This is a genomic window from Paramesorhizobium endophyticum (assembly GCF_014640615.1).
GTDB lineage: Bacteria > Pseudomonadota > Alphaproteobacteria > Rhizobiales > Rhizobiaceae > Paramesorhizobium > Paramesorhizobium endophyticum.
Genome location: NZ_BMHH01000011.1, coordinates 57218 through 69700, shown reverse-complemented (window position 1 = coordinate 69700; position 12483 = coordinate 57218). Strand labels below are relative to the sequence as shown.

Here is a 12483-nt window from a genome sequence, read left to right as displayed (position 1 = left end):
GGTGGCCCGAAGGGTCGGGTGGGGGTGGTGACGTTTGCGCTACATTTGTCGCAAAAGCGCAAGCGTCACCACCCCCATCCGCCCGCTACGCGGGCACCTTCCCCGCAAGGGGGAAGGGGGTGCGAGCTGGACTAAATTCTCTCCCGCAAATGATAAGACTTGGGCCGCGTCAGATTGGCATAGCCGATGGCCGATAGCGCCGCGCCCTTGCCGGTGTCCTTCACGCCGGTCCAGACCAGCGCCGGGTCGAGATAGTCGCAGCGGTTCATGAACACTGTTCCGGTTTCGATGCGGTCGCCGAGCGCGGCGGCGTGGTCGGCGTCGGCGGTCCAGAGCGAGGCGGTGAGGCCGTAGGGGCTGTCGTTCATCAGCGCCACCGCCTCCTCGTCATTGCGCACCTTCATGATGCCGACGATGGGGCCGAAGCTTTCCTCGCGCATGACGCTCATCTGGTGATCGACAGCGGTCAGCACCTCCGGCGCGAGATAGGGCGAGCCGGGCCGGTCTTCGTCCAGCTTCATGCCGATATGCGCCTTTGCGCCCTTGCGAAGCGCTTCGGCCTTCTGCTCGCGGATGAGGTCAGCGAAGCGGGCCTGCGCCATCGGGCCCATGGTGGTGGCCTGATCCAGCGGGTTACCGACGATATAGCGCTTCGTCAGGTCGATGAAGCCCTCAACGAATCTGTCATACAGCTTTTCATGCACATAGATGCGCTCGATGCCGCAGCAGCATTGGCCTGTATTATAGAATGCGCCATCGACGAGATTTTCCACCGCATGGTCGAGATCGACGTCGGGCAGGACATAGGCCGGGTCCTTGCCGCCCAGTTCCAGCCCCAGTGTCATGAAAGTGCCCGCCGCGGCGCGCTCGATGGCCTTGCCGCCGCCAACCGAGCCGGTAAAGTTCACATGGTCGATGCGGCCGGAGGCGAGGAGCTTCTCCGTCTGGGCATGGCTGAGGACGATATTCTGGAACACGCCCTTCGGCAGCCCGGCCATATCAAAGGCGCGCTGGAAGCGCTCCCCGACGAGAAGGGTCTGGGCTGCATGTTTCAGGAGAACCGTGTTTCCGGCCATCAGGGCAGGAATGATGGTGTTGATGGAGGTGAGATAGGGATAGTTCCACGGCGCGATGACCATGACGACGCCCAGCGGTACATGCCTGATATAACGGCGGAAGCCGGGGCGGTCGCCGGCGATGACCGGCTTCAACGCTTCTTCGGCTATACCGACCATGTAGCGCGTGCGTTCCTCAACGCCGCCCTTTTCCCCGCCATAGCGCACGGGACGGCCCATCTGCCAGGCGAGTTCCGGCACGATCTCGTCATTCATGGCAAGCAGCGACTCAAGGGCGGCGAGGCAATAGCGTCCGCGTTCGGCGATCGGCATTTCCGCCCAGGCGGTTTGCGCCGCCCGCGCGGTTTCCACCGCCGCTTCAAGCGCGGACTCGCTCAGCACGGGCCGCTCCGCATGGACGGACCCGTCGACGGGCGAGACGATCCTGATCGTTTCGGTCATGCTCACTTCCTTTTGCACTGACGCAGGCCACGTCATATTTGTTTGCTGTTTATAGAATGGATAAGTTGCAGATAGTCAAAAACTGATTCCGGCACATCCGTGCCGTCAATCTGCCTCAACAAGGAACAGTCATGGAAAAAGCGGATATCGGATTGGTCGGGCTTGGAGTCATGGGCTCCAATCTCGCGCTCAACATTGCCGAACAGGGCTATCGCGTCGCCGTTTACAACCGCACGCCGGACAGGACCCACGAGTTTTACGAAAATGCCGGCGAGTTGAAGGAGCGGATCATCCCCTGCGATACGCTGGCGCAGCTTGCCGAAAGCATCCGCGCGCCGCGGCCGATCATCCTGATGATCAAAGCCGGCGAGCCGGTGGACAATGAAATGAAAGCGCTGAAGCCGCTGCTGGCGCATGAAGATATCATCATCGATGCGGGCAACGCCAATTTCCACGATACGGTGCGCCGCCTGGCGAGCCTCGGGCCAAACGATCCGACCTTCGTCGGCATGGGCGTCTCGGGCGGCGAGGAGGGTGCGCGGCACGGGCCTTCGATCATGGTCGGCGGCACGCAGGAAGCCTATGACCGCATCGCGCCGGTGTTGAACGCCATCGCCGCCAAATATGACGGCCAGCCTTGCGTCGCGCTGCTCGGGCCTGACGGAGCGGGGCATTTTGTCAAGACGATCCATAACGGCATCGAATATGGCGATATGCAGATGATCGCCGAGATCTACGGCATATTGCGGGACGGGCTCGGCCTTTCCGCCCCTGCTATCGGCGACGTCTTTGCGAAGTGGAACAATGGTCCGCTTAATTCCTACCTGATCGAGATCACCGCCAAGGTGCTTCATGCCGTCGATCCGGACACGGGTAAAGCGGAGGTGGATGTGATCCTCGATTCCGCCGGCCAGAAGGGCACGGGCCGCTGGGCGGCGATCGAGGCGCAGATGCTTGGCATCCCGGCCACCGCCATCGAAGCCGCCGTCGCGGCGCGCTCGCTTTCGGCCTTGAAGAAGCAGCGCGAGCAGGCGGCGAAGGCCTATCCGCTCGACGAGGCGGCGCTTTCGCCGGCGGACCGCGCGCGCTTCATCGACGATCTGGAGCAGGGGCTCTATGCCGGCAAGATCGCGGCCTATGCGCAAGGCTTCGCCGTAATGGCGGGGGCGTCGAAGGAGTATAACTGGAACATTCCGCTTGCCACCGTCGCCCGCATCTGGCGCGCCGGCTGCATCATCCGCTCGCAATTCCTCGATGTCATCGCCGATGCCTATGAGCGGGAACAGCCGGAAAACCTGCTGCTTGCGCCTGCCTTCGTGGAGCGTATGGCTAAGGCCTCGAAGCCCTTGCGCAATGTGGTCTCCACCGCCGCTCTCGCAGGCCTGCCCACCCCAGCGCTCGGCGCGGCGCTCAGCTATTTCGACAGCTACCGCCAGGCGCGCGGCACTGCCAACCTCATCCAGGCGCAGCGCGATTTCTTCGGCGCCCATGGCTTCCAGCGTGTGGATCGGGAGGGGAATTTCCACGGGCCGTGGTCGGATGTGGATTTCCAGGCGTAAGCGTTGGCTGCTCCGCAAGCCGCCGGTGAGGCGGCTTGCGGCTTAGTTGCTACCCTGATCGTTGAGCCTATCGGCCAGCCGTGTCATCAGATCCATGCGTTCATGAAAAATCGCTATGATCAGCGCAGGTGCGTCCTTACGCGACAGGCAAAATACGTAATGATGTTCACAACGCGCCATCCGAAGTGACGGGTACAGCGCGCTCATATCCTTGGAAGCGCCTTGGCCTGCAGCCAGGCCCGTAATGCCTTGTTTCAGCGCCGCGATATAGCGGCGCATTTGAGGCGCGCCCCACTGCTTGCGCGTGTATTGCATGATATCGCGCACATCGGCTTCCGCAGCTTTGGCAAGGATATAACCTGTCAAGCACCGCCCTCGTTCAATTCCTCATCCAAGATTTCATCAATGCTTTTGGTGGAAACCTTTCCTGCGAGCGCCTCTTCGATGCGCATTCCGAGCAAGGTTTTCAGTTCTTGCCAGGCCTGATCTGCGTCAGTATCGCCGGGGAATAAACGTTCCAGCGCGTATTGCTTGATCGTCTTACCCTGCAATGCGGCCAACGCTTTCAAGCTTTGGTGCTGCTGTTCCGTTATGTCGATGGTAAGGCGGCTCATCCGGGTAATCTCCATAAATCCCCACATCCCCACATTAGCACATATGTGGGGATGTGGGTAGAGCGTCGCAAGCCTATTCCCCCAGCACCAGCAAATCCCGCGCGGCAAAGCCGATCTTCACCTTGTCGCCTCGCGCAGGGGGCGGGAAGGCGGGGTCGTTGAACATGTCGAGGGAGACCTTGTTCTTGCCGAGCGAAACGCGCGTTCGGATGACGGAGCCGAGGAAATGCACATCATCGATCGTGCCTTCAATTGCCGTGTCATGCTTCGTGTGCGGGTCGATTGAGACAGCCTCGGGGCGCAGGGCAAGAGCAAGCGTGTCGCCCTTCTTATGGCCGGAGAGGGGCTTTGCCAGAGTGATCCTGATACCGTCGAGATCGACGACACCCTTGTCTGCGTCGTCCACCTTGCCTTCGAGGATATTGAGCGTGCCGACGAAGGAGGCGACGAAGCGGGAGGCGGGGTGGTTGTAGATTTCGAAGGGGGTGCCGACCTGATCGGCGCGGCCCTCATGCATGACGACGATGCGGTCGGAGATGGACAGCGCCTCCTCCTGGTCATGCGTCACAAAAATGGTGGTGATGCCGAGCTTCTGCTGGATTGAGCGGATTTCCTCGCGCAGCGACACGCGGATCTTGGCGTCCAGCGCCGAGAGCGGCTCGTCAAGGAGGAGCACCTGCGGCTTGGTCGCCAATGCCCGCGCGAGCGCCACACGCTGCTGCTGGCCGCCGGAGAGCTGGTAGGGATAGCGCTCGCCCAGATGGTCGAGGCGGATGAGGCCGAGCATCTCCTTCACCGTCGCATCGATCTCCGTCCTGGGCTTGCGCGAGACACGAAGGCCGAAGGCGACGTTCTGCGCCACGGTCATGTTCGGAAACAGCGCATAGGCCTGGAACACCATGCCGATATTGCGCTGGTTCGGTTTCAGATTCACCACATCCTTGCCGGCGATGCTGATGGTGCCCGATGTCGGCATCTCGAAGCCGGCGACCATGCGCAGCACCGTGGTCTTGCCGCAGCCGCTTGGGCCAAGGAAGGAGACGAACTCGCCCTTCTCTATGTTCAGGCTGAAATCCTTGACGACCGTGTTGGTCCCGAAGTTCTTCTTGAGATGGGAGATGGTGAGGAAACTCATGGGAACCGTTCTCTATGTCTTCAGCCGCATGATCTGATCCGAAAAGTCTGCAATTTTGCTGACGCTGACCTTCGGTTCGGGATCATGCCCTAGCTTGAAATTTTAAACTTGTTGAGGCGTGACGCGAGTTGGATCATCCCGATGGCGAGCCAGGTCACGGCGAAGGATATGACCGCCAGGGCGGACGGCTCATAGGCACGATTTGCGCCGACAAGCTGGAGATAGGGGCCGAAGGCCGGGCGGTTCAGGAGCGAGGCGAAGGTAAACTCGCCGATGACGATGGCGAAGGTCACGAACGCGCCGCTGAGAACACCCGACATGACATTCGGAAAAATCACCCGGAACAGGATGGTCGGCCAGCCCGCGCCAAGGCTTTCGGCGGCTTCCGTCAGGGTGCGCACGTCGATGGTGCGCATGGAGGTGTCCACCGCGCGATACATATAGGGCAGCGACAGCGTCACATAGCCGAACATCAGCAGCAAATCCGTCATCCGCCGGGAATCCGTGAAGGGCAGGATGGAGGAGGAATTGTAGATGCGCAGATAACCGAAGACGATGACGATGGCCGGGATCACCAGCGGCATCAGCGTGATGAACTCGACCACGGGGCGGATCTGCGGCAGGCGCAGCCGGATCCAGTAGGCGGTGGGCACGACGAGCAGCACGCCGAAGAGAATGGTCAGCAGGCCCATGACCGTCGAATAGGCGAAGGTCGCCTGAAAGGTCGGGTCGGAAAAAACGACGCGGTAGGCGTCGAAGGAATATTCGCCGCGCCGCATGCGCAGCGAGAACTCGAACGTGCCGATGAGCGGCACCAGGAAGTAGATTGCGCCGATCGCGAATGCGATCCATGCGCCGATACGTTGCGCCTTCATTTGAGCCACCTTTCGGCGCGCATGCGCAGCCAGATGTAAAGCACATTGGACAGGCCCGTGATGACGATCATGCCGAGCGCGAGGGCATAGCCCAGATGCTCATTGTGCAGCACGTCGCCGCGGATTTGCGCGTAAAGCAGGATCGGAACGATGTTGAGCGAGGAGCCGGTCAGCGCATAGGCCGTGGCGATGGCGCCGAAGGCATTGGCGAAGAGCAGCAGCGTCGTGCCCATCAGGCTGGGCCAGAGAATGGGGAACGCCACCATGCGCCAATATTGCGCGGACGAGGCGCCGAGAATGGAAGCGGCCTCGCGCCATTCCTTCTTCAGACCGTCGAGCGCGGGCGTCAGGATCAGCACCATCAGCGGGATCTGGAAGAAGAGATAGGTGAGCGTCAGGCCGGTGAAGCTCAGAAGGTTGAAGCCGGTCGAATAGAGGTTGAAGCCCAGATATTTGTTCATGAGCATCGTCACGAGACCGGTGCGGCCAAGCGTGGCGAGGAAGGCGAAGGCGAGGGGTACGCCGGCGAAATTCGACGCGACGCCGGAAAAGGTCAGCACCGTCGGGCGCAGCCATGCGGGCAGGCCACCCTGCACGATCGCCCAGGCGAGGAAGAAGCCGATGACAGCGCCGCCAAGGGCCGAGGCAAGGCTCACCTGGATCGAAATCCAGTAGGCGCTCAGGATCGAGGGCTGGAACAGGTCGGCGATATTCTGGAGCGTGAAATTGCCCGCATTGTCCTTGAACGCGCCGATGATCAGGAACAGCGTCGGCCAGAGCAGGAACAGAATGGCAAAAAGGAAAAACGGAACGACACCCAGCCACTCGAGTGGAAGCCGCCGCATGAGCGACGGGGCGAGGGGGGGCGCGGAGGTGTTGGGAATACTGCTCATGAAGCCATGCCAGTCTGCATATTAGAGTCTTTCACTTTTGGTGAAATCATCGAAATTACTTCTAACCGCCGTTGCGATGGAAATGTCGAGGCATGGATCCCAGTGACAAGCACTGGGATGACGGATGGGATGGATGACTGCTGCTGCCAATCTCCAAACGGCTCCGCCTGCAAGAACGGTTTTCGTTGAGGCGAAGCCATCTCTGCCTCGTCATCCCAGTGCTTGTCACTGGGATCCATGCCTCTACAGTGCAGCATATGCAACGTAGAAAACACAGGGCTATCGTCTAAAAAAAGAAGGTGTCCGCCGGGCGAGGTTTACCGCCGCCCGGCGAGAATCTCTTTATTGCACGTTCGCGCCGACGACGCTGTCCCAGTTCTTGGTGATCACCTCGTTCGAAGCCTTCTGCTCGTCGAGCGTCGGGAACACGGCCTTTTCATAGGAGGCGGCCGGCGGCAGCTTGTCGAGAAGGTCCTGCGGCACCTTGCCCTTCTTCACGAGGTCGTTGAAGCGGATCGGGTGGCAGTAGCCCTTGAGCCAGCCGAGCTGGCCTTCGTCGGAATAGAGATATTCCATCCAGAGCTTGGCGGCGTTGGGGTGCGGCGCGTAGGCGCTGATCGCCTGGACGTAGACGCCGGCGACGACGCCCGTCTTCGGCACGACGACTTCCACATTCGGGTTGCCGTTGAGCTGGTCGCGATCGGCGAGGGCATTATAATCCCAGCGCACGAGGATCGGGGTCGACCCTTGCGCCACGGAAGCGGCCTTGCCGATGACTGGGACGAAATTGCCCTTGGCGTTCAGCTGCTTGAAGAAGTCGAGACCGGCCTGGCCAGCCTTTTCGCCGGCGGCAGCGCCGGTGGAGAGGCCGGCGGCATAGACGCCGAGGATCGCCTGGTTCGACACGCGCGGGTCACCGGCGAGCGCCACCGAATTCTTGTACTCGTCCTTCAGGAGGTCGGACCAATCCTGCGGCACGTTCTGGATGATGTCCTTGTTTACCTCGAAGGAGAGGACGCCGTAGTAGTCGCCGTACCAGTAGCCCTCGGGGTCCTTGGCGCTGTCGGGGATCGAATCCCAGGTCGAGACCTTGTAGGGCTGGATCAGCTTGTCGGCCTTGGCGGTGGGACCGAAGGAGAAGCCGACGTCGATCACGTCGGGGGCCTGCGGGCCCTTGTTATCCTTGTTGGCCTTGATCGCCTCGATCTCGTCGCCCGAGCCCGCATCCGGGTTCAGCTCGTTGATCTCGATGCCGTATTTCTGCTTGAAGCCGGCGATGAGGTTGCCATAGCCGCACCAGTTATGGGGAAGGGCGATGGTCGTCAGCTGACCTTCCTTCTTGGCGGCGGCGATGAGGTCGGCGGAAGGCTCCGCGGCGGCAATGGATGTGCCGAGAAAAGCGAGAGCGGTCGAAAGAGACAGCAACCGTGCTGAAAGCCTGAGCATATGAAAACTCCCCTGTTTGGAACGGCGAACGCCTTTGGCTTGATCCCAGCATCCGCGCCCTCCCGATAGTCCCCTCGGATGACATTTGGATGACAGACGCCACAGCTTCCCGATCGCCGTATCGGGGGGAAGTGAAACATTTTTTATAGGGCTTAGCAATTGATCCTTTTGAACAATCAGCCGGTAAAACGATCTTTCATTACAGAAATACTACTGTTTCATGACGGTTTGAGAGCATTGCCCATGGGTGCGCCGATGTAAAATTCCTTACATTCGCCTCCCGATTTTGCGGAGTAAAAGAAATGTGAGGCGCGACTCCGATTGGAACGCCGACTAGAGACGTTCTGTCCGAAGGGGGTCGTTTCATGCCAGCTTCGGTCAATCCTAATGCCCTCCACCCCCGCCGGCGGCTTTGCCGGGCTTGCGCAGGAGGACGGCGAAGAGTGCTAGGGAGGCGAAGAGCATGGTGAGGATGAAGAACACGTCGATGAAGGACATCAGCGTCGCCTGCTGGCGGACCATGCTGGAGATGCGGGAGAGGGCGGCGGTGTTGCCGTCGAGGCCGCTGGCGTTGAAATTGGCCGCCATGCTGTTCAGCATGTCCTGCGCTGCCTGGCTGCCCCAGCGGACATGCTCGGCAAGGCGCTCATAGTGCATGTCCTCGCGGTCGGTCAGGATCGTGTTGATGACGGCGAGGCCGACGGCGCCGCCCAAATTGCGCGTCAGATTATAGAGGCCGGATGCGCCCTTCATGCGCGAGGGCGGCAGTGTGCCGAGCGCCAGGTTGTTGATCGGCACCATGCAGAGCATCAGCGAGCAGCCGCGCAGGATCTGCGGCAGCAAAAGCTCGTGGAAGTCCCAGTCCGCCGTCAGGCCCGTCATCGTCCATGTGCCGGCGGCGAAGCCGAGGAAGCCAATCATCATCATCAGGCGCGGGTCCATCCGGTTCGACAGGAAGCCCGCAACCGGCGCGGTCATGAACATGGCAAGGCCGCTGACGAACAGCGCCTCGCCGATCATCAGCGCGTCATAGCCGCGAATCTGGCCGAGGAAGAGCGGATAGAGATAGGTCAGGCCGTAGAGTCCAATGCCCATGACGAAGGAGAACACCGAGCCGAAGGCGAAGTTCATGTTGGTGAAGGCGCGCAGATCCGCGATGGGTTCTTCCGCGGTGAAGGCACGGTAGAAGAAGATCACCGCGCCGACGACGAGGACGATGGTGAGGATGAAGATCGTCTCGTCCTGCAGCCAGTCATTGCGCGGGCCTTCCTCCAGCACATATTCGAGCGAGCCGAGGAATGCCGCCATGCCGGCGAGGCCCCACCAATCGAACTTGCTGAACAGCGAACGGTCGCCCTCGTCGAAATCGATGAGGTTCCAAGCGGCGATGGTCACGAGAATGCCGGGGATGACGTTGACGAGGAACAGCCAGTGCCAGGAAAAGGCGTCGCTCAAATAGCCGCCGACCGTCGGGCCGATGGTGGGGGCGAGGGTGGCGACGAGGCCGATCATCGGCGAGACGATGGCGCGCTTCGACGGCGGGAAGATGGTGAAGGCCGCCGCGAACACGCTCGGGATCATGCCGCCGCCGATGAAGCCCTGCAGCGCGCGGTAGATGATCATCTGGTCGATATTGGTGGCGGTCGCGCAGAGGATGCTGGCAAGGGTGAAGCCCGCCGCCGAGACGGTGAAGAGCACGCGCGTCGAGAGCAGCCGCCCGAGGAAGCCCGAAAGCGGGATCATGATGACCTCCGCGATCAGGTAGGAGGTCTGCACCCAGGATATCTCATCGGAACTGGCGGAAAGGCCCGCCTGGATCTCCGCCAGCGAGGCCGATACGATCTGGATGTCCAGAATGGCCATGAACATGCCGAAGACCATGGCGAAGAAGGCAATGGTCTTCTTCGGGTCCATGCGGTCCTGAACAACAGGCATATCGGCGGTGGTGGCGGCCATGGGTTTTACTTTCTTTGCTAACGCAGAGCGTTGCGGCGGCTTTCTCCCTCCCCCTTGCGGGGAGGGTGGCCCGAAGGGTCGGGTGGGGGTGGTGACGTTTGCGCCATTGTCTCCATTAGAAGCGCAAACGTCACCACCCCCATCCGCCCGCTAACGCGGGCACCTTCCCCGCAAGGGGGAAGGAGAGCGCTCTTACTTCACCGCCGCCGCGACCGTATTTTCCTTCGGCGCGGTGCGGGTGTCGACGCTGACGATGACGCTCAGGCCCGCGCGGAACTTGTCGGTCGCCAGCGCGTCTGCCGGGATCGAAATGCGTACCGGCACGCGCTGCACCACCTTGGTGAAGTTGCCGGTGGCGTTTTGCGGCGGGAGCAGCGAGAAGACCGAGCCAGAGGCAGGAGAGACAGAGGCGACGGTGCCTTCGAAGGTCTCGCCATCAAGGGCATCGACCTCGATGCTCACCTTCTCGCCGGGCCTGATTTCGGCCAGCTGCGTTTCCTTGAAATTGGCGTCGATATAGAGATGATCGACCGGCACCAACGCCGCGATTCGCTGCCCGGCGCTGACGAGGTCGCCCTGCTTGCCGGAGAGATTGCCGACCACACCGTCGAAGGGCGCGCGGATGGTCGTGAAGGAGAGGTCGCGCTGCGCCTTGTCGCGGGCGAGCTCGAGCGACTTCATTCCGCTTTCGGCTTCCTTGTACTGCGCCTGCAGGACGCCGATATTTGCCTCAGCCGCCGCGATCTGCGCATCCGCGCCCGCCAGATTGGCGTTGGCCTGGTTGAAGGACGAGGTAGCGTTGTCGAGATCGGACTGCGAGGCGAAGCGCGTCGCGTGCAATTGCTGGGCGCGGTCCATGGCGAGCTTTGCGTTGGTCGCCACCGCCTGTGCGGCGAGCTTCGACGCCTCGGCCTGCTGGAGCGAGGCCTCGGCGGCCTTGATCTGCGCGGTGATGCGCGCCAGCGTCTGGTGCTGGGTCTCGATCTTGGCGTTCGCCTCGTCGAGCGCGATGCGGTAATCGCCGTCGTCGAGCTGGAAGATCACGTCGCCGGCCTTGACGTGCTGGTTGGCCGCGACCGGCACTTTTTCGATATAGCCCGTCACCTTCGGCGAAAGAGCGGAGATATCGCCCTGCACATAGGCGTCGTCGGTGGTCACCAGGAAGCGGCCGTTCGTCCAGTAATCATAGCCGTACCAGCCCGCGCCGACGATGGCCACGGCGGCGATGAGGGGCAGCACGAAGCGCCGGCCGGCGCCCTTCTTCCTGGCCCCGGACGCATTGCCGGCGTCGATCTTCTGCGCGGCGGGCGCTTGCGGCGCCGGCTGCTCGGCATGGGGAGGCTCCACGGGCGCCGGACCCTCATGCCCCTGCTTCAGTGCAGGAAATGGGCGGACCTCGCCGCTTTCTTCAGGCTTGGCAGCGGTTCTCGTTGTCGACATGGGGAAGATGGCTTTCTATGAAAAATCTCACCGCGAACGAACCGATTGGTTCGACGGTTGACTTAGATCAGCACACGCGCCATATCAAGAGGCAATCGAACCAATCGGTTCGAAAAAATGTGAAAGAGCGTTGAAGAGTGTTTAAAAAACTACGGGGCCGAAGCAAAGCTGGAGATGTCCGCACTGAGAAATGCGGGGATCGCGGCGAGGCGGCGTGTCCCCGCCAGCCCCGGCTGGGCGCGGGGCAGGACCCGGCAAAGCGCAGGCAGATCCTGGAAGGGGCAAGGCGCGTCTTCATGCAGATGGGCTTCGACGCCGCCAGCATGAATGACATTACGCGCGAGGCGGGCGTCTCCAAGGGCACGATCTACGTTTATTTCGCCAACAAGGAAGAGCTTTTCGAGGCGCTGTGCGATGAATATCGCGCCGAACTGTTCGATGAACTTCTCGACGATACGGAGAGGGGGTTATCGGGACGGGACGCGCTCGTCCGGTTCGGTGTCAAACTCGGCAAGCTGATCACATCGGAGCCCCTCATCCAGGCCCAGCGCATCGTCATCGGCGTTGTCGAACGGATGCCGGAAGTCGGCGCGCGCTTTTATGACCAAGGGCCGAAGCGCGGCAAGACGCTGCTGAAAAAATTCCTCGACATGCAGGTCGCGGGCGGTCATCTCGACATTCCCGATACGGAACTGGCGACCCATCAGTTGAGCGACATGTTCCTTGCCGGCATCTACCGGCAGCGGCTGTTCGGCGTGATGCCTGAGGAGCCTAGCGAAGAACAGATCCGCACGGCTGTCGTGTCGGCGGTGGAGCTGTTTTTTGCCGGCTATGCGCCGAAATCGCGGTAAACTGAAAAATCTCCTGCAAAATGAAGATTTTACCGGTCACGCAACCAGCAATGGTTAACGTTAAGTCAACTGCGTGACAGTTCCCCTCCTTCCTGTGCATAAGCTTGCGGAAGTTGTTGAATCCGCTCGAGATGCCGGTTTCTTTTTGCGTCAGTTGCGCGTCTTGTAGCTATGTCGAATATTCGACTCGCTTACAC

The 12483-nt window shown here is 61.2% G+C and carries 11 protein-coding genes; 2 read left to right on the top strand and 9 right to left on the bottom strand.

Annotated elements, in window-relative coordinates; translation table 11 throughout:
- Nucleotides 1–131: 131 nt before the first annotated feature.
- Nucleotides 132–1517: an aldehyde dehydrogenase family protein gene (locus IEX53_RS14180; RefSeq protein WP_188824836.1), complete on the bottom strand. Its 1386-nt coding sequence runs from the start codon at nucleotides 1515–1517 to the stop codon at nucleotides 132–134.
- Between the two features lie 131 nt (nucleotides 1518–1648).
- Here IEX53_RS14180 and gnd point away from each other — a divergent pair, with 131 nt between their 5' ends.
- A complete protein-coding gene (gene gnd / locus IEX53_RS14175; RefSeq protein WP_188824835.1) occupies nucleotides 1649–3076 on the top strand; it encodes an NADP-dependent phosphogluconate dehydrogenase in 1428 nt (475 codons plus the stop codon).
- Between the two features lie 42 nt (nucleotides 3077–3118).
- Here gnd and IEX53_RS14170 read toward each other — a convergent pair whose 3' ends face one another.
- The 8 genes from IEX53_RS14170 to IEX53_RS14135 all read right to left on the bottom strand — a co-directional run bounded on the left by IEX53_RS14170 (nucleotide 3119) and on the right by IEX53_RS14135 (nucleotide 11435).
- Nucleotides 3119–3442, bottom strand: a complete 324-nt coding sequence (locus IEX53_RS14170; protein ID WP_188824834.1) for a type II toxin-antitoxin system RelE/ParE family toxin — start codon at nucleotides 3440–3442, stop codon at nucleotides 3119–3121.
- Nucleotides 3439–3690, bottom strand: coding sequence for a type II TA system antitoxin, ParD family (locus tag IEX53_RS14165; RefSeq protein ID WP_188824833.1), 252 nt, complete (start codon nucleotides 3688–3690; stop codon nucleotides 3439–3441). The genes IEX53_RS14170 and IEX53_RS14165 overlap by 4 nt, the downstream gene beginning before the upstream one ends.
- 73 nt (nucleotides 3691–3763) lie before the next feature.
- A complete protein-coding gene (locus tag IEX53_RS14160) occupies nucleotides 3764–4825 on the bottom strand; it encodes an ABC transporter ATP-binding protein (protein WP_188824832.1) in 1062 nt (353 codons plus the stop codon).
- A gap of 89 nt (nucleotides 4826–4914) precedes the next feature.
- On the bottom strand, nucleotides 4915–5700 hold the full coding sequence (locus IEX53_RS14155; protein ID WP_188824831.1) for an ABC transporter permease: 786 nt from the start codon (nucleotides 5698–5700) through the stop codon (nucleotides 4915–4917).
- A complete protein-coding gene (locus IEX53_RS14150) occupies nucleotides 5697–6545 on the bottom strand; it encodes an ABC transporter permease (RefSeq protein WP_373288655.1) in 849 nt (282 codons plus the stop codon). Before IEX53_RS14150 ends, IEX53_RS14155 begins: the two co-directional genes overlap by 4 nt.
- 390 nt (nucleotides 6546–6935) lie before the next feature.
- Nucleotides 6936–8039 carry an ABC transporter substrate-binding protein gene (locus IEX53_RS14145; protein ID WP_188824829.1) on the bottom strand — a complete coding sequence of 368 codons (1104 nt, stop codon included), beginning with the start codon at nucleotides 8037–8039 and terminating at the stop codon, nucleotides 6936–6938.
- 384 nt (nucleotides 8040–8423) lie between these two features.
- Nucleotides 8424–9995, bottom strand: a complete 1572-nt coding sequence (locus IEX53_RS14140) for a DHA2 family efflux MFS transporter permease subunit (protein WP_188824828.1) — start codon at nucleotides 9993–9995, stop codon at nucleotides 8424–8426.
- A gap of 192 nt (nucleotides 9996–10187) precedes the next feature.
- Nucleotides 10188–11435, bottom strand: coding sequence for an HlyD family secretion protein (locus IEX53_RS14135; RefSeq protein ID WP_188824827.1), 1248 nt, complete (start codon nucleotides 11433–11435; stop codon nucleotides 10188–10190).
- A gap of 137 nt (nucleotides 11436–11572) precedes the next feature.
- On the opposite strand from IEX53_RS14135, the gene IEX53_RS14130 reads away from it, so the two are divergent.
- Nucleotides 11573–12286, top strand: a complete 714-nt coding sequence (locus tag IEX53_RS14130; RefSeq protein ID WP_236016198.1) for a TetR/AcrR family transcriptional regulator — start codon at nucleotides 11573–11575, stop codon at nucleotides 12284–12286.
- Nucleotides 12287–12483: the final 197 nt, after the last annotated feature.